The organism is Nonomuraea basaltis, from assembly GCF_005893125.1.
Lineage (GTDB): Bacteria > Actinomycetota > Actinomycetes > Streptosporangiales > Streptosporangiaceae > Nonomuraea > Nonomuraea basaltis.
On sequence record NZ_VCJS01000095.1, the window covers coordinates 19,825 to 41,601 of the forward strand.

At 70.9% G+C, this 21,777-nt stretch carries 19 protein-coding genes and 1 pseudogene; 3 read left to right on the forward strand and 17 right to left on the reverse strand.

Going from position 1 to position 21,777, the window contains the following annotated elements; all coding sequences use genetic code 11:
• Positions 1-3: 3 nt before the first annotated feature.
• From EJK15_RS35935 to EJK15_RS35990, 12 genes are all read right to left on the reverse strand, one after another.
• Positions 4-810, reverse strand: coding sequence for an enoyl-CoA hydratase/isomerase family protein (locus tag EJK15_RS35935; protein WP_138714938.1), 807 nt, complete (start codon positions 808-810; stop codon positions 4-6).
• On the reverse strand, positions 807-1,565 hold the full coding sequence (locus EJK15_RS35940; RefSeq protein ID WP_240777433.1) for an SDR family NAD(P)-dependent oxidoreductase: 759 nt from the start codon (positions 1,563-1,565) through the stop codon (positions 807-809). The genes EJK15_RS35935 and EJK15_RS35940 overlap by 4 nt, the downstream gene beginning before the upstream one ends.
• A complete protein-coding gene (locus EJK15_RS35945) occupies positions 1,562-2,332 on the reverse strand; it encodes an SDR family oxidoreductase (protein WP_138714939.1) in 771 nt (256 codons plus the stop codon). The genes EJK15_RS35940 and EJK15_RS35945 overlap by 4 nt, the downstream gene beginning before the upstream one ends.
• Complete coding sequence (locus EJK15_RS35950; RefSeq protein ID WP_138714940.1) at positions 2,329-3,546, reverse strand: acyl-CoA dehydrogenase family protein; 1,218 nt, start codon at positions 3,544-3,546, stop codon at positions 2,329-2,331. Before EJK15_RS35950 ends, EJK15_RS35945 begins: the two co-directional genes overlap by 4 nt.
• 24 nt (positions 3,547-3,570) lie before the next feature.
• Positions 3,571-4,539 carry a phosphotransferase family protein gene (locus tag EJK15_RS35955; RefSeq protein WP_138714941.1) on the reverse strand — a complete coding sequence of 323 codons (969 nt, stop codon included), beginning with the start codon at positions 4,537-4,539 and terminating at the stop codon, positions 3,571-3,573.
• Positions 4,536-5,738, reverse strand: a complete 1,203-nt coding sequence (locus EJK15_RS35960) for an acyl-CoA dehydrogenase family protein (RefSeq protein WP_138714942.1) — start codon at positions 5,736-5,738, stop codon at positions 4,536-4,538. The genes EJK15_RS35955 and EJK15_RS35960 overlap by 4 nt, the downstream gene beginning before the upstream one ends.
• Positions 5,739-5,816: 78 nt before the next feature.
• Positions 5,817-6,962 (reverse strand): thiolase family protein, encoded by a 1,146-nt coding sequence (locus EJK15_RS35965; protein WP_138714943.1) that lies wholly within the window; start codon positions 6,960-6,962, stop codon positions 5,817-5,819.
• Entirely contained in the window at positions 6,959-7,360 is a 402-nt protein-coding gene (locus EJK15_RS35970; RefSeq protein ID WP_138714944.1) for a Zn-ribbon domain-containing OB-fold protein, read from the reverse strand. The genes EJK15_RS35965 and EJK15_RS35970 overlap by 4 nt, the downstream gene beginning before the upstream one ends.
• A gap of 3 nt (positions 7,361-7,363) precedes the next feature.
• Positions 7,364-8,152, reverse strand: coding sequence for an enoyl-CoA hydratase/isomerase family protein (locus EJK15_RS35975; protein ID WP_138714945.1), 789 nt, complete (start codon positions 8,150-8,152; stop codon positions 7,364-7,366).
• A 101-nt stretch (positions 8,153-8,253) separates the two neighbouring features.
• Entirely contained in the window at positions 8,254-9,375 is a 1,122-nt protein-coding gene (locus EJK15_RS35980; RefSeq protein WP_138714946.1) for an acyl-CoA dehydrogenase family protein, read from the reverse strand.
• The gene (locus tag EJK15_RS35985) at positions 9,375-11,963 is read right to left on the reverse strand and encodes an ATP-binding cassette domain-containing protein (RefSeq protein WP_138714947.1); all 2,589 of its coding nucleotides are present in this window, start codon (positions 11,961-11,963) and stop codon (positions 9,375-9,377) included. Before EJK15_RS35985 ends, EJK15_RS35980 begins: the two co-directional genes overlap by 1 nt.
• Before the next feature lie 10 nt (positions 11,964-11,973).
• Positions 11,974-12,843 (reverse strand): branched-chain amino acid ABC transporter permease, encoded by an 870-nt coding sequence (locus EJK15_RS35990; protein ID WP_138714948.1) that lies wholly within the window; start codon positions 12,841-12,843, stop codon positions 11,974-11,976.
• A gap of 251 nt (positions 12,844-13,094) precedes the next feature.
• On the opposite strand from EJK15_RS35990, the gene EJK15_RS35995 reads away from it, so the two are divergent.
• Positions 13,095-14,138 carry an NAD(P)-dependent alcohol dehydrogenase gene (locus tag EJK15_RS35995; protein WP_138714949.1) on the forward strand — a complete coding sequence of 348 codons (1,044 nt, stop codon included), beginning with the start codon at positions 13,095-13,097 and terminating at the stop codon, positions 14,136-14,138.
• A 474-nt stretch (positions 14,139-14,612) separates the two neighbouring features.
• Here the strand turns inward: EJK15_RS35995 and EJK15_RS75045 are convergent, their stop codons facing one another.
• From EJK15_RS75045 to EJK15_RS36015, 4 genes and pseudogenes are all read right to left on the reverse strand, one after another.
• Positions 14,613-14,786: a hypothetical protein gene (locus EJK15_RS75045; RefSeq protein WP_240777434.1), complete on the reverse strand. Its 174-nt coding sequence runs from the start codon at positions 14,784-14,786 to the stop codon at positions 14,613-14,615.
• 265 nt (positions 14,787-15,051) lie between these two features.
• Positions 15,052-15,210 (reverse strand): annotated as a pseudogene (locus EJK15_RS77805) (integrase core domain-containing protein); the annotation flags it as partial.
• Between the two features lie 192 nt (positions 15,211-15,402).
• Entirely contained in the window at positions 15,403-16,881 is a 1,479-nt protein-coding gene (locus EJK15_RS36010; protein WP_138714950.1) for a class I adenylate-forming enzyme family protein, read from the reverse strand.
• Complete coding sequence (locus EJK15_RS36015) at positions 16,871-18,424, reverse strand: NAD(P)-binding domain-containing protein (protein WP_138714951.1); 1,554 nt, start codon at positions 18,422-18,424, stop codon at positions 16,871-16,873. Before EJK15_RS36015 ends, EJK15_RS36010 begins: the two co-directional genes overlap by 11 nt.
• A 61-nt stretch (positions 18,425-18,485) precedes the next feature.
• On the opposite strand from EJK15_RS36015, the gene EJK15_RS36020 reads away from it, so the two are divergent.
• Positions 18,486-19,976, forward strand: coding sequence for an aromatic amino acid ammonia-lyase (locus tag EJK15_RS36020; RefSeq protein ID WP_138714952.1), 1,491 nt, complete (start codon positions 18,486-18,488; stop codon positions 19,974-19,976).
• A gap of 299 nt (positions 19,977-20,275) precedes the next feature.
• On the opposite strand, the gene EJK15_RS36025 is transcribed toward EJK15_RS36020, so the two are convergent.
• The gene (locus EJK15_RS36025) at positions 20,276-21,136 is read right to left on the reverse strand and encodes a TIGR03619 family F420-dependent LLM class oxidoreductase (RefSeq protein WP_138714953.1); all 861 of its coding nucleotides are present in this window, start codon (positions 21,134-21,136) and stop codon (positions 20,276-20,278) included.
• Positions 21,137-21,248: 112 nt separating this feature from the next.
• Between EJK15_RS36025 and EJK15_RS76550 the strand changes: the two genes are divergently transcribed.
• Positions 21,249-21,371, forward strand: coding sequence for a hypothetical protein (locus EJK15_RS76550; protein ID WP_276615459.1), 123 nt, complete (start codon positions 21,249-21,251; stop codon positions 21,369-21,371).
• Positions 21,372-21,777: the final 406 nt, after the last annotated feature.

Sequence of the window (21,777 nt, forward strand, 5' to 3'; positions counted from 1 at the left end):
TGGTCAGGCTGGCTCGGATCGTGTGGGGAGGAACTGGGCGGGCCGCTTGCCGAGGAAGGCCGCGACGCCTTCGACGCCCTCGGGTGACGCCGCCGCCTCGGCGACGGACCGGGCCTCGCGATCGAGCTGCGCGTCGAGGCCGCCGGACAGGCCGGCGAGAACGAGCCGCCGCGTCGCCCCGAAGGCCCTGGTCGCGCCCTCCGCGAGCGTGGCGGTCACCCGTTCTGTCTCCTCCTGCAGCCGCCCGGGATCCACCACGGCGGTGACGAGCCCCAGGTCGGCCGCCTCCGGCGCGGAGATCCGGCGGTTGGTCAGCAGCAGCTCCAGCGCGCGCTTGGGGCCGAGCAACCGGGGCAGCGTCCAGGTCGTCCCGGCGTCAGGCGTGTACCCGATGCCCGTGTAGGCGAGCACGAACGTCGCGTCGGCGGACGCGATCGTGAGATCGGCGGCGGTGGCCAGCCCGACACCGGCTCCGGCGACCGCGCCGCGCACCTCCGCGACGAGCGGGGCGTCCATCGCGAGGAACGTCCGCAGCGCTTCGTGCAGGGCGTCGGTCACCTCGTTCAGGTGTTCCTTCAGCGCGTCGCCGTGGAAGGAGGAGAACTCGCGGAGGTCCCCGCCGACGCAGAAGGACCGTCCTTCGCCGCGCAGCAGGACGGCCCGGACGTCCTCGTCGAGGCAGCGCCGGGCGGCGGTCCGCAGGCCGCGCGCGAGCTCCAGGTCGATGGCGTTGCCGCGGGCGGCCCGGCGCATGACGACGTGCGCCACGTGGTCCTCGACCTCGACCGTGACGGCGGGAAGGGCGCTCATCGCGCCGTCCAGCCGCCGTCGACCACCAGGACCTGCCCGGTGCAGTAGGAGGAGGCGTCCGAGGCGAGGAACAGCAGGGCGCCGTCGAGCTCGCGCTCCTCCCCGGCACGGCCCAGCATGGTGTTCCTCTCGATCCACCGGCCGGATCCGGCGTCCTCGAACAGGTCCTCGGTCATCTCGGACCTGAACCAGCCCGGCGCCAGCGCGTTGACGCGTACACCGGCGCGGCCCCACTGGCCGGCCAGCTCGCGGGTCAGCCCCACCAGTCCCGCCTTGGAGGCCGCGTAGCTCGCCCCGCCGAGCGGTGCGGTGGATACCAGGGCGAGGATGGAGGCCACGTTGACGACGCTCCGGCCGGTGCCGGGGTTCTCCGTCTCCGCCATGAGCCGGGCGAGGTGGAACGGCGCCACCAGATTCACCGCCAGGACGCCGGCGAAGTCCCCCGGGCTCTCGTCCGCGGCGCGGGAGGCGCCGGCGACGCCCGCGTTGTTGACCAGGACGTCGAAGCGGCCTGTGGCCGCCAACGCCGTCTCGACCAGCCGGGCGCGATCCTCATCCCGGCCGACGTCACAGGGCACGGGGTGGATGCGGGAGTCTCCCGCGGCCAGCTTCTCCAGCCGGTCGGCCCTGCGGGCCGCCGCGAAGACGGTGGCTCCGGCGGCCGCCAGGACCGTCGCGAAGCGGGCGCCGAGTCCCGATGAAGCGCCGGTGACCACGGCCGTCCTGCCTCGCAGGGAGAACAGGTCGCCGATCACTCCTCGACCCCGATCGGCAGAGCCAGCGCGCCGCCGTCGATGACGAGCGTCTGGCCGGTGATCCAGGACGACGCGTCCGAAGCCAGGAAGAGCGCCGCGTCGGCGACGTCCTCGGGGGTCCCCAGCCGGCGCAGCGGGAGCTTCGCGGTGAGGATGGCCTCGCGGGCCTCCCACACGGCGCGCGCCAACTCCGTCTTGATCAGGCCGGGAGCGATGGCGTTGACCCGTGCCTTCGGCCCGAGTTCGTAGGCGAGCTGGCGGGTCATGTGCATCATCGCCGCCTTGGTCGCGTTGTAGTAGCCGATGTGCGGGTCGACGATCAACCCGCCCACCGACGCGATGTTGATGACGGCACCGCCGTGCTCGGCCATCGACGCCTTCCACGCGCAACGAGTCCAGGCGATCATCCCGTACTGGTTGACCCGCACCGTCTTCTCGGCGCGCGGCAGGTCGAGGTCGATCAGGTCGCCGTAGTACGGATTGGTGGCGGCGTTGTTGACCAGGATGTCGACCCGGCCGAACCGCTCCATCGTCTCTTCGACGCAACGCTGCGCCTGGTCCGGCTCTCCGGCGTTCGCCACGACCGTGTGCACGTCGCCGTCGGCGTCAAGCCCCAGCAGATCGGCGCGGGCGGCGGCCAGCCCCTCCGGTTTGCGCGCCGCGATGACCACGTGCGCCCCGGCAGCGCGGTAGGCCCGCGCGATGGCCCGGCCGATGCCCTGGGACCCACCGGTGATCACCGCCACCCTTTTGTCGAGCGGTTTCATGCCGCCTTCTCCTTCGTGTGCTTGGCCAGCTCCTGGCGGGCGACGGTGCGCAGGTGGACCTCGTCGGGCCCGTCGGCGATGCGCAGCGCCCGGGTGATCGCGAACAACCTGGCCAGGACGGTGTCGTCGCACACCCCGGCCGCGCCGTGCGCCTGCACGGCGCGGTCGACCACCCGGTGGGCCACGTCCAGCGCGGCCACCTTGATCGCCGCGACTTCCATGCGGGCCGCCGAGTTGCCCACGGTGTCCATCAGCCACGCCGACTTCAGCACCAGCAGCCGCAACTGCTCGATCTCGATCCGGCTGCGGGCGATCCATTCCCGCACCACGCCCTGGTCGGCCAGCGGGCCGCCGAACGCCTCCCGGGTGAGCACCCGCCGGCACATGAGGTCCAGGGCCCGTTCGGCGAAACCGACCGCGCGCATGGCATAGTGCATCCGGCCGGGCCCGAGCCGTCCCTGGGCGAGCGCGAAACCCTCCCCTTCCCCGCCGAGCAGGTTGGCGGCGGGCACGCGTACGTCCTCGAAGAGCACGTCGCCGTGCCCGAGGCGGTCGGTGTAGCCGAACATGGGCAGGTCGCGCAGCACCGTGACGCCGGGGGTGTCCCTGGGGATGAGCACCATGCTCTGCCGCCGGTAGGACGGCGCGTCCGGGTCGGTCACCCCCATCAGGATGATCAGCTTGCAGTCGGGGTCGAGGATGCCCGAGGTGAACCATTTGCGGCCGTTGACGAGGTAGTGGTCGCCGTCCCGGGTGATCCGGGTGCGGATGTTGCGCGGATCGGAGCTCGCCACGTCCGGTTCGGTCATCGCGAAGCATGACCGGATCTCGGCGTCGAGCAGCGGACGCAGCCATCGCCGCCGCTGCTCGGGTGTGCCGAAGAGGGCGAGCAGCTCCATGTTCCCGGTGTCGGGGGCCGAGCAGTTGAACACCTCTGGGCCGATGATGGAGCGGCCCATCAGCTCCGCGAGCGGGGCGTACTCCAGGTTGGTCAGCCCGGCGCCCCAGTCGCCGTGGGACATGAACAGGTTCCACAGTCCTTCGGCGCGGGCCTTCTCCTTCATTTCCCGCATCACCGGCGGCAGAGCGTGCGGGTCGTCCGCCTCGGCGATCTGCCGGTCGTACACGGCCTCGCCGGGGTACACGTACCGGTCCATGAAGGCGGCCAGCCGATCTCGGAGCTCGCAGGCACGCGGCGAGAGGTCGAAGTCCACGATTGTCCTCAATTTCTACGTTGATCAGCCGAGAAGGTCGCGAGCGGTCCGGATCATGGCGGCGATCGTGGGAGGCAGCCGTTCCTGGTCCGGGTCGTGGATCCTGCCCTCGCGGTGCCGGCGCAGGTTGTGGCCCATGATGGCGGCCATCTTCATCCGGCAGAGCGCGCGGAACCAGTCGAGGTCGGGAAGCGGCGGCGCACCGGCCAGGTAGGCGTCCAGCAGCTCCGTCTCGGGCGGCAGCCCGGGAACCTCCCGTCCCAGCGCAGGGAAGTTGCGGTGGTCGGCGAACAGCAGGAACCAGCCGAGGTCGGTCCGCGGGTCGCCGACGCTCCAGATCTCCCAGTCGACGACGGCCGCCGCCCGCTCCGCCCGGCACAGCACGTTGCCGAGCCGGAAGTCGCCGTGCAGCAGGACGGGTGGCAGGTCGCCGGGCACCTCCTCGGCGAGGCGGCGGAGCAGGTCGTCGGCCCCGGGGCGCAGCTCGGCGGGCACCGCCCGCATCGTGCGGCTCCACTGTTCAAGCTCGGCGGTCGCGTCGCGGGGCGGCGGCGCCTCCAGCGTCAGTGAGGCGAGGCCGACCTCGTGCAGGCGGCGCAGCACCCGGGCGGCTTCCACCATCCGCGCCCGTGCCAGGCCGGGATCGAGCTCGTGCTCGTGCTCGTGCTCGTCGAGCACCGGTTCCACGGCCTCGCCTGGGACGAACTCCATCGCGAACCAGGCCGGTTGCCGCTCGTCGACCGCCACGACCTCCGGGACCGGCACCGCCGAACCGGCCAGCGCCCGCAGCACCCTCGCCTGGCGGAGCATGTCGTTGCGGCCCACCGGCCGTTCCGCGGCCGGGACCGCTTTGACGACGTATCTGTCCTGCCCCACGGTCGTCACGTAGGTGAGGCCGGAGTGGCCGCCGGCGAGCGTCCGCAACGGGCCCACCCCGGGGAACGCCTCGGCGACCCGCTCGGCCAGGTCGGGCGCGGCGACGTCCGCGGTCATGGTGACGGCTCCTTCGGCAGGCCGAGCACCCGCTCGGACAGGATGGTGCGCTGGATCTCGTCGGTGCCGCCGGCGATGCTGTAGCCGGGCGCGCCGAGGAGGTGCTCGGTCCAGGCGAAGGCGCCCCACTCCCCCGTGTCGGCGACCAGGCGGGGCCCGAGAAGCTGCAGGGCCAGGTCGGTGGTGCGGCGCATCGTCTCGGTGGCGTACAACTTCCCGACGGACGCCTCGGCGCCCGGTTCCCGGCCGGCGACCAGCGCCGCGGTCACCCGCAGCCCGATGAGGCGCTGCACCAGCGTCCGCACGTACAGGTCCGCGACGCGGTCCCGCTCGCTCCCGGTGAGCGGCCTGGAGAGGTGCCGTGCCAGTTCGACGGCGCGGTCGGCGTTGGCCAGGCCGAGGGAGCCGGAGTCGAGGCGTTCGGCGGCCAGCACCGTCAGGGTGACCCGCCATCCCTCGCCGGCGGGGCCGAGCCGGTCGGCGTCGGGCACCACCACGTCGTCGAGGTAGACCTCGTTGAAGCTGGTGCCGCCGGTCATCTGGCGGATGGGGCGGATGGTCACGCCCGGGGCGGCCATCGGCACCATGAACACGGTGATGCCCGCGTGCTTGCGTGCTTCGGGATCCGTACGGCACACGGCCACGCCCCACGATGCGGCCTGTGCTCCCGAGGTCCACACCTTGTGCCCGCTCAGTACCCAGTGGTCGCCGTCGCGGATCGCCCGGGTACGCACGGCGGCCAGGTCGGAGCCGGCCTCGGTCTCGGAGAACAGCTGGCAGGCCAGCTGATCCGCGCGCAGCATGGGCCGGATCCAGCGTTCCCGTTGTTCCAGCGTGCCCCAGATCCGGACGGCCGGGGCCACCAGCTGCTGGGTGACGGGGAAGATCTCGGTGCGGCGCGGGACGTCGAAAGCCGCCTCCTCTTCCCGGTAGAGCTGCTCGTAGGACGCGGGCAAGCCGCGTCCGCCGAACTCCTCCGGCCAGCTCAGCGCACCCCAGCCGTGGTCGAAGCGGGTCCGCTCCCAGGACCGGATGCGTTCCGTGTGCTCGCGCTCCTCGTCCTCGGACCAGTTCTCGAAGACCGCGACCGAGTCGTCACCGGTGCCCCAGGCGCTGTCCGCCGGCCGCGGACGGGCGACCGACGTGAGCCAGGCGCGCGCTTCAGCCCGGAACCTCTCAGGTGCCGGAATACCGCTCATTTCTCCTCCTCACCCAGTCGCTCGACGTCCGGCCCAGTGGAGGGCCCAGTGGAGGGCCCAGTGGAGGGCACAGCGCGCTCATCGGGACAGCACCGTGCAGGCGCTCACGCCGGGGGCACCGTAGACGTGCGTGAACCCGACTCTCGGCCGGCCCGGCACCTGCCGGTCGCCGGCCTGCCCGCGCAACTGCTGGACCACCTCGTGCACCTGGCGCAGGCCGGACGCGCCGATCGGCTCGCCGTTGGCGATGCACCCGCCGTCGGTGTTGACCGGCAGCGAACCGCCGATCTCGGTGGCGCCCGCCGCGATCAGCTTCTCCTGCTCGCCGTCCTCGCAGAGCCCGCACTCGGCCATGTGCATGACCTCGGCGCCGCTCTCGGTGTCCTGCAGCTGGCACACGTCGACCTCGCCCGGGCCGACGCCGGCCGCCTCGAAGGCCGCCGTGGCCGCGTCCCGGCTCACGCTGGTCAGCTCGCCGCCCGGGACCCAGGGGCTGAAGACCTCGAACGAACCGAAGCGACGCGATCTCACGACCGCGGAACGCAGGGTCACCGGCACGCCGGTGAGCTCCTTGGCCGCCGAGGCGGCGCAGAGCACCAGCGCGGTCGCGCCCTCCCCGGGAGAGCAGAACATGTAGCGGGTCAACGGGTCGTTGACCATGCCCGAGGCGAGGATCTCATCGGCGCTGAACGGGGTGCGCCGCCACGCGTTGGGGTTGCGGGCGCCGTTGCGATACGCCTTCTCCGCCACCAGCGCGAGCGTCCGCGGAGTGATCCCGTGATCGTGCATGTAACGCCGGATCTTCATGCCGAAGAACTGGGTGGTGACCATCAGCCCGTCGCGGCCGTAGGCGTCGTCGAGTCCCCAGTCGGCGGGCAGCGGGTCGAAGGCGCCGCGCGGGTGCTTGTCGAAGCCGACCGCCAGTACGACGTCGGCCATGCCGGCGCGGATGGCGTTCACCGCCGAGACGAGTGCGCTGCCGCCCGTCGCGCATCCGTTCTTCACGTTGACGAACGGCAGGCCGGTCAGGCCGAGCTGCGCCACCAGGGTGTCGGCCAGGCCGGCGGCGTCGCTGCCCCCGAACGCGGCTCCCACCCGTGACCACGGGATCCCGGCATCGGCCAGCGCCGCGTTCACCGCGTGGACGGCGTGCTGACGGCCCGTCATGTGCTCGGTGCGGCCGAACGGCGAGATGCCGGCGCCGGCGATCAGCACGTCCGTCATGGGGTCTCCTCGACCGGGACGGCCCGCGGCACTCCACCGGTGGGTCCGATCCGAACCGGCATGCCGATCCTGATCGAGTCGAAGTCGTCCGTGTCGAGCACCGCCGCGACGCGAACGCCCTCCGGCAGCTCCACGTAGCCGACCGCGAACGGCCGGAAGCCCTCGGCGGGCGGGGCGTAGGGAGGCGCCTTGGGGGCGAACCGCTGAACCGTCCAGGTCCACAGCCGCCCCTCCGCGGACAGTGTCACCGCGGACGTCGCCCGCCCGCACCGTGGGCAGGCGCCGTCCGCCGGATAGGCCGTCACCGCGCACCCGCCGCACCGGCGTCCCCGCAGCCGGGCCGGCTCGCCCGCCTCGGTCACCTCGGCGCGGTCCTGGACCGGCGAGTCATCCGGCATCGGTCAGCGGCCCTTCCACTTCGGCTCGCGCTTCTCCAGGAACGCGGCCACGCCCTCGGCGGCGTCCTCGGAGTTGAGCGTCACGCCCACGGCGAGATGCTCCAGCACCATCAGCGACTGGATGTCGGCGTCCAGACCGCGGTCGACGGCCATCTTGGTGATCCGCATCTGGAAGGGACTCTTGTCGGTCAGGTGGCCGATGAACTCCTCGACGGTGGCGTCCAGCTCCTCAGCCGGCGCCGACTTGTTGATCAGGTCGAAGGCGGCAGCCTCGGCTCCGGACAGGAGCTTGCCGGTGAGCATCAGCTCCTTGGTCTTGCGGACACCGATCATGCGGGGAAGCCGGTAGATCGGCCCCGCGCCGCCGAAGAGCGCTCGCCTGATGTGGAAGTCCCCGATCTTGGCGTCGTCCGCGGCGATCGCGAAGTCGCAGGAGATCATCAGCTCGAAGCCGCCGGCGGTGACGTAGCCCTCGAGCACGGCCACGGAGGGGGTGCTCATCGAGTACAGCCGGTCGCAGACCTTCGCTGAGATGACCGCGACGTCCATCGCCGTACTGCTGCCGATGTAGTCGGCCTGCAGCTCGTCGAGGTCGAAGCCCGAGCAGAAGGTGCCGCCCCGGCCGCGGAGGACGAGGACGCGCAGCTCCGGATCGGCGTCGACCTCGGTGATGATCTCGTCGAGCCGCTGGAGGATGGGCAAGGTCACGCAGTTCTTCTTCCACGGGCGATTGAGCCACACCCGTGCCACGTTCCCGTCGCGTTCGAACTGGATCTCGTCGTTGACGCTCAAGTCTCCTCCTGGATCAATGAAACTGAACTGAATTCAATACAGTTCTAGGGCGCCGGAGATGCCCCTGTCAAGGGGCCCGCGCCACGGTGAATCCCGGGCGTTCAAGCCGCGTCGAGGCCGATCAGACGGGCCAGGCGCGCCCGATGGTCATCGGGCGTGCCGAAGAGGACCTCCGCCGAACGGGCGCGCCGCACGTAGAGGTGGGCGGGGTGCTCCCAGGTGAACCCGATGCCGCCGTGCAGCTGCACGTATTCCGCGGTCGCCCGGCTGTAGGCGCCGGAGCAGACCACCTTCGCCGCGCTCGCCGCCACGGGCAGCTCGCCGGAGGAGGCGGTGACGCAGGCCGTCGCGTACGCCGTGGCCGAGCGGGCCGCCTCGATCTCGACCAGGAGATCGGCGAGCCGGTGCTTGACGGCCTGGAACGAACCGATCTGCCTGCCGAACTGGCGGCGTTGCCGCACGTAGGACACCGTCGCGTCGAGCGCGTGGGCGCTGCCCCCGACCTGTTCGGCCGCCAGGCCGGCACGCCCGATGTCGAGCACGCGCTCGACGACCCCGCTCGCGCTCCCCAGCTCTCCGATCGGCACCAGCGGGGTGCCGGTGAGTGTCACCAGCGCCTGCGGGCGGGTGCCGTCCAGGACCTGCCGGGCCGTACGTGCCAGTCCGGCGGCCCCGGCCTCGCACGCGAAGAGGCCGGGGCCGCCGGAGGTCTGCGCCACGACGACGATCAGGCCGGCGCCGCACCCGTCGAGCACGAAGTCGGCGCTCCCGCCGCCCACCCAGCCGCCCGGTCCGGGCTCGGCGCGGAAGCGGCCGTGACCGTCGAAGCCCGCCACCGTCGCGGTGAGGGTGCCCGCGGCGACTCCGGGAAGATAGCGGGCACAGGCCTCGCGGTCGCCGCTGAGCAGCAGGGCCGAGGTCCCGAGCACAGCGGTGGACAGCAACGGCGCGCGCGGCAACACCCGCCCCGACTCCTCCAGGACCACCGCGAGCTCGGCGAACGAGAACCCCGATCCGCCGTACTCCTCCGGTACGGCCAGGCCCTGGACACCGAGCTCCTTGGCCATCCGCGACCACAGGTCCTCGTCGTAGTCGCACCCCTCCGGCACATGCTCACGCAGGTGCTGCGGCGGGGAGGTCTCGGTGAGGAAGGCGCGCACGACCGCCCGCAGTTCCTTGCGCTCCTCTGTGTCCCCGAGCAGAGCGGGGTCGACGTCGAGCATCAGGCCTCCAGCTTGTTGACGTCGCCAATGGTCAGCCCAGTAGTCAGCACGGCCTCGGTCGCCCCGCCGAAATAGGCCCGCTCCGCTCGTTCCGCGAACAGGGGGTCCGTCGTCTGTCCCCGGGCGGCCACCCGGCCCTCATGCAGCACCACGACCGCATGACAGGACGTGAGTGCCCGGCTGAGCAACTGCTCCAGGAGCACGACGGTCATGCCGTCGCGGGCCAGCCGGTTGATCCGTGCGTAGACCTCGTCGACCAGGGCGGGCGCCAGGCCGAGCGCGGGCTCGTCGAGGATCAGCACGTCGGGCCGGGCCATGAGGGCCCGTGCGATGGCGAGAATCTGCTGCTCCCCTCCGCTCAGACCGGCCGCCGCCACCGAGAGACGGCCGCGCAGCCGCTCCGGCAGCCACTCGGCGACCTCGTCCAGGCGGGCGCGCAAGTCCGATCCCTTGAGACCCGCCGCGTACCCGGCGACTTCGAGGTTCTCCCGCAGCGAGAGGGTCTTGAACAGGGCACGGCCCTCGGGGACGAGGCTGGCGCGGATCCGGCGCCCGTCGCCTTCACCGATCACCACCTGTCCCGACGACGGGCGCAGCGAGCCATGGATGATCCGCCCGAGCGTGCTCTTGCCGGCGCCGTTCGCTCCGACGACCCCGATGACCGCGCCCGTGCCGATGTCCAGGTCGACGCCGTGCAGGGCGGCGACGCCGCCATAGTGATGGCTGACGTCGCGGACGGCGACGGCGGCGGTGCCGGAGTCGCGCACCGCCGGCAGTTCGGCGGGCGCGGCGACCGAGCCGAGGTACGACGACCGCACCTGCGGATCCCGCAGGATGGCGTCCGGCGTGCCGGAGCCGATCGGCTTGCCGAAGTCGAAGGCGACCACACGATCGGCGACGGCGAAGAGGTCGTCCAGCACATGGTCGATGATCACGACGGCGGCGCCCTGGGCACGCAGGCGGGCGATCTGCTGGGCGGTCAGCCGGCGCTCGGTGGCGTCCAGGCCTCCGAACGGCTCGTCCAGGATCAGCAGCACCGGCTCTCCGGCCATCGCGCGGGCGAGATCGAGGCGCTTCTGCAGCCCGAACGGCAGCTCGGCCGGGTAACGGCCGGCCACGTCGGCCAGTCCGGTCCGGGCGAGCAGCTCGGCGGCCCGGGCCCGGTCCGAGGCGTTGACCCAGCGGCTCGTGCACAACACGTTCTCGACGACCGTGAGTTCCGAGAACGACTCCGCGTGCTGGAACGTCCGGCCGATCTTCAGCCCGCGCCGCGCGGTGGCCCTCGTGCCCACCAGATTCCTGCCGGCGTAGCGGGCCGTGCCGCTGATCCGCGCGCCGCCGATGAGCCCGGACACGACGTTGACCAGCGTGGTCTTGCCGGCGCCGTTGGGGCCGATGATGGCGAGCACCTCGCCGGGGCGTACCGCCAGCGATGCCCCCTCGAGTGCCTTCAATCCGCCGAAGCGCACGGACAGGTCGTCGACGACCAGCAACGGTTCCCGGTCGTCCTGGACGGGCCCGTCGTGCCCGTGGTCGTCGGGCCGGTCGCGCTCATGGGCGACAGGCGCGCCTTCCTCGCCTGCGTGGTGCTCGGCGTCGTGCTCCGATCCCACCTCGCGGCGCCCGCTCATCCCCAGCACCCTTCGCGCCGTGGCGGCGGCGAACGGGGCCACCCCGCCGGGGAGGAAGATCAGCGCGGCGATCAGCAGCACGCCCTGCACCACCGGCTGCGGCACCGAGACGCCGGCAGCCACCGTCGGGACCCACGCCAGGTAGACACCGCCGACCACGGCGCCGGCGACCGTGCCAACGCCGCCGAGCACGCAGGCCGCGATGAGCGTGATGCCGAAGCCGAGCGAGAACGGTTCAGGGCTGACGAAACCGGTGATCAGCCCGAGCAGCACGCCGGCGAAGCCGGTGAACCCCGCGCTGACCGCGAACGACAGAGCGCTCTGCGCCTCGGGCGCGATTCCGACGGAACGGGCGGCAGGCGGATGCGCCTTGGCCGCCACCATGCGCATGCGCAGCCCGGTCGACTTTCCGAACACCGCTATCGCCAACACGATCCCGGCCGCGAGAACCGCGAGATATTGCGCTTCGGCCCCGCCGCTCGGGATCGAGACCAGGCCGAGCGCGCTGTCCAACTGGGACACCGCCACCCCTTGGTCTCCGCCGGTGACGCCGGTCCAGCGGTTGATCACCTCCAGTGAGACCAGGCTGAACGCCAAGGTCAGCAGGGCGATGTAGAGCACGGAGAACCTGGCCCCGGCGTACCCGAGGAACGCGCCCATGAGGGCGCTCGACGCCACCGCCCCGAGGATCACCAGTTCGAGCGGCCACTGGTGCCCGCTGCCGTACGCCGCGAAGTACGCGCCCACGGCGAAGAAGGCGGGGTGGGCGACCGACCAGACCCCCGACCATCCCGCGAGGAGGCCGACGGACAGAACCACGATCGCGTAGACCGCGGCGAGCGCGACCGAATACGCCTGGTAGGCCGGGATCACCTCGAACCACATCAGCGCGATGAGCACGAGCCCGACGCCGGGGCCGAGCGCGGCCTTCACCAGGTTCGAGCGGGTGAATACCATGTGCTGCTCCTCAGACCCGCTGGAAGGTACGCGTGCCGAACAGGCCCTGCGGGCGGATCAGCAACACGAGGACGGTGAACGAGAACACGAACGTGTCGCGGAAACCGGCCGAGACATAGCTCGCCGCGACGTTCTCCAGCACTCCGACGGTCAGCCCGCCGATGACGGCGCCGTACATGCTCGTGAGGCCGCCGAGGAAGATGCCGGCGAAGGCGCGGAACAACGGCGCGGCCAGCACCGTGGGCGCCAGACCCGATCTAGGCGCGTAGAGGCAGGCGGCGAGGGCCGCCAGGGCGAGGCCGAGAGCCCACGCGATGCGTGCGACGCGTTGTGCGCTGATGCCGATGATCCGGGCGGTGTCGGCGGATTCCGCGACCGCCCGCATCGCCGACCCCAGCGTGGTCCGGCTGAACAGGAAGGCGACCGCCGCCATCGCCACCGCCGCGATCGCGATGGTCAGCAGGCTCTGCGCGGGCAGCGCCGCGTCACCCCACCGCACGGTGCCGTTCACCAGGCTGGGGAACGTCTTGGGCTGGGTGCCCCACACCGAGTTGACGACGCTCTCGGCGATGAGCGAGACGCCCATGGTCACCACCAGCGCGGAGAACAGCTGGCCCTGGCCGAGCGGCCGGATCACCACCTCCCGAACGGCCACGCCGGCCAGCGCGGTCACGACGATGGCCGCGAGCACGCCGACCGCCGTCGCGACTCCGCCGTCGGTGAAGGTGATCGCGACGTACAGTCCCAGTGTGGCCAGGCTGGCCAGAGCGAAGTTCACCACGTCCGTCGCGCGATAGATGATCACGAGCCCGAGGCCCATCAGGCCGTAGACCGCGCCGCTGGCGACGCCACTCACCAGCACGAGCAGGAACTGATCCATGTCGGCCGCCATCCTCTCGCGGTGCCCGCTCACCATTGGCCCTTAATTGAACTCAGTTCGAGAACTCTAGATGACGGAATCACGGTTCACAAGAGGACCTTCACCAGAGTCAGCTCCATGAACTGACTTCAGTTTGCTACCGTGGGAGCCATGCTGACAACCGTCCCGAGCACCGTCGGCCCCCCACCGGGGCAGATCATCGGCGGCCGGGCGGCCGCCGCACTCCGCAGCCTGGCGAACCGGGTACCGCGGTGAGAGCGCTGAGACTTCCGGACTGGGGCCTCCCACCGGTCCTCACCGACGTCGACCGGCCGACCCCCCGCGACGGCGAGGTCCTGCTGCGGGTGGAGGCCGCGGGCCTGTGCCACTCCGACCTGCACGTCATCGACGCGAGCCCCGGCGGCATGCCCTTCCGGCCGCCCTTCACCCTGGGCCACGAGATCGCCGGCCGGGTCGCGGCCGTGGGCCCCGCTGTCGCCGGCATCGCACCCGGCGACCGGGTCGCGGTCTACGGCCCTTGGGGCTGCGGTGAATGCCGGCGCTGCTCGGCGGGCCGCGACAACTACTGCGACCGCAGATCGGAACTGCCCTGGGCCGGGGCCGGACTCGGCCTCGACGGTGGGATGGCCGAGTACGTCCTCGTACCCTCGGCTCGCCACCTCGAGCCGATCGGCGAGCTGGATCCCGTGCAGGCCGCGCCGCTGACGGATGCCGGTCTGACGCCCTACCACGCCATCCAGAAGTGCAGGCCGGCCTTGCTCGAGGGATCGACGGTCGCCGTCATCGGAGTCGGCGGCCTGGGGCACCTGGCCATCCAGATCCTCCGCACCCTGACGCCGAGCCTCTTCGTGCTCGCGGTCGACGTGCGCGAAGAGGCTCTCGCTCTCGCCGACCGATGCGGAGCCCACCTGAGCACCCGCATGTCGGCAGACACCGGCCGGGTCCTGCGGGATGCGAGCGGCGGGTACGGCGTCGACGTCGTGCTCGACTTCGCGGGCACCGAGTCGACGCTCGACCTGTCCGCCAGGAGCCTTCGCGCCGACGGGGAGCTCGTGGTGGTCGGCAGCGGAGGCGGGCGGCTGAGCGTCCGGAAACCGGGCCCGCTCCCCCAGGGCGGCCGGATCTCACTGCCGTTCTGGGGGACCCGCCCCGAGCTCACCGAGGTGATCTCGCTCGCCCGGTCCGGCGCGCTCCGCGTCGAGGTCGAGCGGTTCCCGCTCTCCGCCGCCGGCGAGGCGCTGGCCCGGCTGCGCGCCGGACAACTGAAGGGACGAGCCGTACTGGTCCCCGACTGACGTCTGCGGCGGCGGTATCGCGCCGGCGCCGAGGGACGGGATGGGGGAAGAACCGCAGGCCACCGCGCGCAAGCTGAATCTCAGGGCGGCCGCCTTTGTCATGAGGCCATCCACCACGGGCAACCCGCCGCGAACGCGGCGTAGATCGCTGGAGAGCCACGTGCTGGGAAACTAGCCCGCGTGGTTCGGAGGGAGGCCGCGCCGGAAAAGGACCTGAACACCAGGCACCTCGCCGCGCGGCCCACCCTGTTCCGACCGCTCTTGTAGTCGTCGTGGCGATCATCGCGGCAGGTTCCGGGATCCTGCAGGCGTATTCGACACCCCACATCGTGATCGTCGGTAAGACTGAGTGCTACGTTCGCGCCGGCTAACATGCTCACGCCGAATTGGGTATCTGCGCAGCCTCCTTGCGGAGCTGTTCGGCGCCCGTGAGGCATAAGACGGCCGTCGGTATCCATTCACGCCTGTGATTGATCAGGCGTTTTGTGGTGGCATCCAGGGGTTTACGGACAAGGCGTCGCGGAGGGCATCGAGCGGGTGGATGCCGTGGTTGCGGGCGGTGCCGAGGTAGGAGCGGATGAGGCAGTAGCGGGCGGCGGTGCGGACGCTGCGCCAGCAGCCGCCGATCTTCATCTGGAGTTTGACCATGCGCTGGGGCTGCTCGGCGGGGGTTGTTGGTGAAGGGCACGGCGAAGTCGACGGTGAAGCGCCAGACCTGCGGGGCCCTGGTCTGCAGCCGTCGCGCCAGGGTGTGCCGCTCGAATATTGAGTCTGTGGCCTGAGCTGCGGTTAAGCGGCGTGGGTGGTATTCGCTGATCATGCCGGCAACGACGGGTTTTCGGCGGATGGATCGCGGGTCGTTGAGGTCGGTCACGTCTCGTGGGGACTGCGTTGCGGTGTCCGGGGGACGTTGCTGCCGGGCTTGGTGCGGCCGGTGCCCGTTGTAGTGGATCAGATACTCGCGAAGCACGAGGGCCACGTGGCGTTCGCTGAGGGTCAGGATCCGGTCCAGGAGCTCACGGCGCAGGGTGCCGATGACCCAGGCAGGCCAACTCGCCCTGGATCCGCCTATGACCCCAGGTCAAAGCACGAAACCGTGTTTCCGGGCGGGACAGGATCGTCCACCTCGCCGACCCTGCCGCCACCTGGATCACCGGCCAAGTCCTCACCATTGACGGTGGCCTGGAACTCACCTGAAGCGCGGCCCATGGGCCCGGCCATCAGCGGACTGCTCGCCACCCGGATCCCGTTACCGCGCAGCTGATCACGCAGTGCCGTCCGCGACTCGTGGTACTGCGGCCATCAGAAGGCGCTTGTCCGGTTTGCCATTCGGTGTCAGCGGCGCCTCGTCGATGACGGTGATGGTCGCCGGCATGCATGCGTCACCGAGCTGCTCTCTGACCAGCGTCCGCAGCGAACCGAGGTCGAGGGCCCGGCCCGCCACTGATACTACGAATGCGTGCACCGCCTCGCCGGTGTCCTCGTCCGGGGCGCCGACCACGTACGCCTCCGCGATGTCAGGGGAGGTGGCCAGGGCCCGCTCGATCGGGCCGGCGTAGTAGAGGTTCGCGTTGACGATGATGACGTCCCGCGTCCGCCCGACCAGGTACAGTCGCCCGTCCTCGTCGAAGTGGCCCAGGTCACGGGTGCGCACCCAGCCGTCGATGAACACCTCCGCAGTCTGCGCCGGCTCGGCCCAGTAGCCGATGGCCTGTGCGGGTGTGCGGACGTACAGTTCGCCGTCGACACCGGCCGGGACCTGCTTGCCGCCCGCGTCCCGGATCACGACGTCGATGACGTCAGGCGGGAACCCGACCGACGGCGGGACATCCGACGGTGTGGCCATGGAGATCGTGCCGGTCTCGGTCTGCCCGTAGCCCTGGAACACGACCGGACCGAGGACGTCGAGCGCCTCGCGCAGCCGGGACGCCGCCAGCGGCGACCCGGACACCATGAGCGCCCGGAGGCTGCTCAGGTCGCCCGGGGCGCTGCGCTGGGCGGCGACGAGTTTGTACAGGCGGGGCACGGTGATGACGCTGGCGGTCGCCCGATATTTGGTGATCGCGTCGGGGAACGCAGGCGGGTCGGCGACGACCATGGTGCCGCCCGCGGCGAGCGTGAGGACGCCGTACTCCATCATCACCTGGCTGCTCAGCGACCCGAACACGAGGTAGCGCTCCAGCCGCGACGCCAGTTCCCGGATCGCCGGCGGCCACGCCGCCGGCCGGGCGGTCCAGGCCGCGTTCATAGCGGCGTAGGTCTGCGCGCATGCCTTCGGCGTGCCGGTGCTGCCGCTGGTGTAGACGAGCCGGGCGACGTCGTGCGGCCGGCCGGACAGGTGCAGCGGGCCGCCCTCGTCCGGTGCGGCCAGCAGCTCGGAGACGGTCAGCGTGTGCGGCGCGTGCTCCGGCCCGGTGACCGCGTCGGTGACGACCGCGGCGACGTCCTGGTGGAGCATGTGGCGCAGCTGGCTGTCGGACAGCCCGGGCCGCACGCCGACGACCCGGGCTCCCACGGCGTAACCGGCGATCATCGCGGCGAACGCTTCCGGGGTGACGCCGAGCATCATGGCGAGGCCGTCCCCGGGCCCGATGGCCGCGGCGCGCAGCCCGGCCGCGAACCGCCGGACGAGGCCGAGCATCTGCGCGCCGGTGACCGTACGGGCGCCGTGCTCGAAGACGGGCCGGTTCCCGGCCGCGACAAGGAGGTCCAGAACGGACCGCGGGTACGGCTCAGCCGGCATCGGCAAGGCATTCCTTGACGAAGACGGCCAGCGGCTGCTGATGCACCGCCGGCACGTCCCACCGGTTATCCAGGTTCTCCGCAAGGTGGTGGACGCCGGCCACCGCGCCGTCGCGGTAGTACCGCACCACCGGGTGCAGGTAGCTCGCGTCGTGAGCGTGGGCGGCGTCGTTCTCGACGACCCGCGGGACCGAGATGTCGAACGGGTCGACGGCGTCATGATCCGGCCCGTACTCCAGGGTGATGACGAACCTGTGCCGGGCGTGGCCGAGCCCACCGCCGGTGGCGTACGCAACCGGGACTTCCTGCTGGTACAGCGCGGTGGTGCCATTCACGGTGACCACATCGCCGAGCACGCCGAACTGCTGCCACAGCGCCGACGAGCGGTTGACCCTGGCGATGATCGCGTCGCTGATCGCGTCCGGCGACGGATCGACCTTCTCGGCCGGCCAGGTCTCGCCGTGGTAGCGGGTGGCCAAGATCCGGCAAAGCGCACGCACCCCATAGCGGAACCCGTGGATGAACCCACTGGTGGACTTCTTGAAATCGCGTTGCTGGGTGAGCGTACCGGCGAAGTACAAACCAGGCACGGTGGTCGACTCGTACGCCGGCGTCTGCTCGGGGAAACGGTCGTTGATGACCAGCGCGGGCCGGCAACCGTCGTCGAACGCCGAGGCGTCGAACCGGAAACCGGTGCACACGATCACCCGGTCGTAGAACAGTTCGCGCAGCGCTTCCACGGTGCGGGCGTAGCGGAACATCACCCGGTAGCGGCCGTCGTCACGCCGTTCGATGCTCTCCACCGTGCCGTCGAGGACCGAATTCTGGGACTTCAGCTGGTAGGTGTCCAGGAAATTGTTGTTCACCGCGCGCAGGTGCCCGACGAAATGCGACTGCCAGGCCATCTTGACGGAGTGCGGCCCGGCGACGTGGATGACAGCGGCCTTCTCCATGAGCGCGTCGGCGGTCTCGAACCCCGAGTTGCCCTTGCCGATCACCAGGACCTGCTGGTCGACGAAGGACGCCGGGTCCGTCTCGAACGTGTCATAGCGTTCCGCGGTCTCGATGCCGGGAATCGGCGGGACGTACAGCTGGGAGACGCCGGTGGCCACGACCAGTCGCCGGCTCCGCCATGAGCGTCCGCCGCGGTCGGTGGCGGTGAACCCGTCGTCGTCCCGGCTGATCCGGACGACGTCGGTGTCGTAGTGCACCCGGACACCGGTCGCCGACGCGAAGTCGGACAGGTAACGCACGAGATCGTCGGCCTGCGGGAAGTACCGCTCGCTGTACCGGGTGAACAGCAGCTCGGGATCGTCGCTCAGCAACGAGTTCCAGTCCATCCGCAGCCGCAGCTCCGGATCCTCGTAGCCGGTGTGGACCTTGTTGATGGAGATCAGCTGGCGGTGCCGCGGGAACCGGGTGAAGAAGGTGCCCGGCCCGGCTCCGCGTTCCAGGACGACATAGTCATGACCATTGCCTTCCAGGAATGCGGCGACCTGCAGCCCGGCCGGCCCGGCCCCGATGATCACATAGTCATGCGCCATGATCTGGAAGCTATGGATGAATTCTCAGAGATTTCTGAGAATTCATCTCTATGGTTCAGGCATGCCCTCCGGCGAAGGCTCCATCAACCTCAGTGCGCCGCTGCGCCCCGCCGACCTGCACCGCGCCGCGACGCCGGTGTCCGTCCTGGTCGACGAGGTCGTCCGCAGCCGCGTCGAGCGCGGCCGCGACTACCTCCGTGACGTGCTGAAGGAGGAGGAACGTCCGGTCTACGGCGCGACCACCGGCTTCGGCGCCCTGGTCGGGTTCCCCGGCCGGGACGAGGAGGCGGACCAGTGCGACAACACCCTGGCCCACCTCGGTGCCGGGCAAGGGCCGGATCTCCCCCATGACGTGAGCCGCGCCGCGCTTCTCGTGCGTGCGTGGTCTCTCGCCCAGGGCGTGTCCGGGGTTTCCGCACACGTGGTCGACGGGCTTGCCGCGATGTTCGCGACGACGTTCGTCCCGACGATCCCACGCTACGGTTCGGTCGGCGCGAGCGGAGACCTGATCCCGCTCGCCTACGCCACCCAGGCACTGCGTGGCCGGGGACAGGCGTATGTCGACGGACGCCGGATGCCCGCGGCCGAGGCGCTCCGCCAGGCCGGGCTGACCCCGTTGACGCTCGACGGCCGGGACGCCCTCGCGCTCGTCAACGGCACTTCCCTCACCACCGCCGCCACCGCCCTGGCCCTGGACAGCGTCCGGGCCTCCCACCGCGCGATACAGGCGCTCACCTGTCTGCTCGTCGATCTGCTCGGCTGCGACCCGGGCTTCCTCAACCCGCTCCTCCTCAACGCGTACGGCCATCGTGGCGCGGCCGACGTCGCCGACGGCATGCGTAAGACCCTCGCCGGGATCAGCCCGACCGGCACACGTGCGCTGCAAGAGCCGTACAGCATCCGCTGCTCCCCACAACTGCTCGGCGCCGCCGAGGACGCACTGCGGTACGTCGACAATGTCGTCGAGGCCGACCTGTCCAGCGTCAGCGACAACCCGTTGTTCTTTCCCGATGATGACCTGGTCGTCCATGGCGGCAACTTCTTCGGACAGCCGGCCGCGTTCGCCTCCGATGTCCTGGCGATGGTCACCGCTCAGCTCGGCAACCTCGCCGAGCGGCAGCTGGACCTCCTCGTCGACCCGGCCCGCAACGGTGGCCTGCCCCCGATGCTCGCCGCCGGACCTGGCCGCCAACACGGGATGCAGGGGGTACAACTCGCCACCACCGCGTTCGTCGCCGAGATCCGCCGCGCCGCCGTGCCGGCCGGCATGCAGAGCCTGCCGACCAACCTGCACAACCAAGACGTGGTGCCCTTCGGCACCCAGGCCGCCCTTCGCGCCTACGACACGGCCGCCCTACTGCGTCTGCTCTGCGGCTCGCTGGCGGTGGGACTGCGGCAGGCGACACACGTCGGCGCCCGCCGCCCCACGGCCCCGGGCTGTGCGGCGCTCCTCGACGCCCTGGTCGAGGCGATCCCTCCGGTCGACCCCGACCGCCCGTTGGACGCCGATGTCCGCAAGGCCGTCGAGCTGCTCACCGCGATACTCCCCTGAAGTCCCGCCGGCAGCCGCGGTGCCGCCGGCGCACAAATGGCTCCCCCGCCCTGCTCGCCGTGAAGATCCGCTGCCGCAGCCGCCGTACGTCGTCCTCGACCTGCCGATCTCCTCGGGCGCTGTCATCGGGCCGGGCCTCCATCGCGTGGCAGGGGTGACGGGATGCCCGGGGGCCTCGGTCGGGAACCGAAATTCTGACCGGCGTGCTCTCGGCTACAGTGCGTGACCCTTCCAGGTCGGGCCCCGGCGCCAGACTAATGAACGGGTTCGCATGCCCAAGGATAGATCTTCCAGGGACGTCAGCCAGTACCTCGGAGGGCGAACCTCTGGGCGAACGCGCACATCTCATCCCGCTGCCGTTCCGGTTCCATCGCAGTGGGGCTGACCACAATGCGGGTCACGCCTTGCGCGGCGAAGGTCTCGACCTGTTCGGCGGACATGTCGATTGACCCCCATCGCGTGTACTCCAGCGCGCCAGGGTCGCGGCCGGCCTCGGCGGCGGCGGCCCGGGCCAGATCCAACTGGATCGCGCGCTCCTCGGGGGTGAGCGCGCCGCCAGGGAAGTAGCCGTCGCCACGCCGCCCAGCGCGGCGTGCGGCCGCCCGGCTCGACCCTCCGACGTGGATCGGCAGGTGCGTGACCCCACGAGGCTTCGGGTAACTGGTCACGTCGTCGAAACCGAAGAACTCGCCGTCGAAGCTGACGCCCTCCTGGCCGCCTTCCCAGAGCAGCCGCAACACGTCGATGGCTTCGTCAGTACGGCGTCCGCGCGTGCCGAAGTCGACCCCCACCGCCTTGGCCTCGCCGGGCAGGGTGCCCAGCCCCACGGTCAGCAGCCGCATCCGCCCCTTGGACAACACATCGATGGTCGCCAGGCGCTTGGCCAGGACCACTGGATGGTGGTACGGCAGCAGCAGGACGGCGGTGCCGAGCAGGATGCGCTGGGTGGCCGCCGCGACGAAGCCCAGGCAGTCGAGCGGATCGGGGTAGGGCAGGGCCGGCGGGAACTCAAAGGGCCCGACCGTGGCGCCGGGATACAACACGATGTGCTCCGGCAGATACAGTCCCTCGAAGCCGCAGTCCTCGGCATGCCGGGCATAGGTCACGAGCCTGTCGGGGTCGACGCCGTCGGCTGTGGAGTAGCTGATCGCGAATTTCATCGTCATCCTCAAGGTCGGTATTCGCGAGCACGCTACAACCCTGTCGTCGGCGTCAAGGCAAGCGCGGAGCCGCCGGGATCGAGACACCAGGTCCGATGGTGCCACCGGCCGTGTGTCCGCCGCCCCTTCCCAGGACGGCGATTCCTACCCGTCCAACGGCGGCCGCTCCTGGTACGTCTGTCGCAAGACGCTTCGTGACTACCTGACCACGGTGGCGTTCCGTACGACGACATGAGAGTCCGGCCGCGGGCGCGGCCGACTGCGTACTCGCCAGAGTTCCACCGCAGCAGGGCTGCATCCCGCGGCCGACCGGCTCGCGGTCCCGGGTGTGGCCACGTCCCGGATCCGTTCGCCGGCTGGCGCACCCGGGGTCGGCCCTCCGAGCGCACCGCTTCGGCCCAACCGTTCATGCTTGAGCCGTCGGTGACGGTATCTGCGCACCTCTTTTCCGTCAACACTTCTGGATCAAGTATTGTTCACAAAATTTTTGACAATGCTCCAGGCTCAGGCCATTGCGCGGCTGTCCGGTCCGGGTTATGTTCTGGCAGACAACAAAGTCTTCCCTGTCCTCGGCCGGTCGGGGGAGAAGCAAGCGCCGCGACTGTTCCGCCCCGGCTCTGTGTCCGGAGTACTCGCCTGGA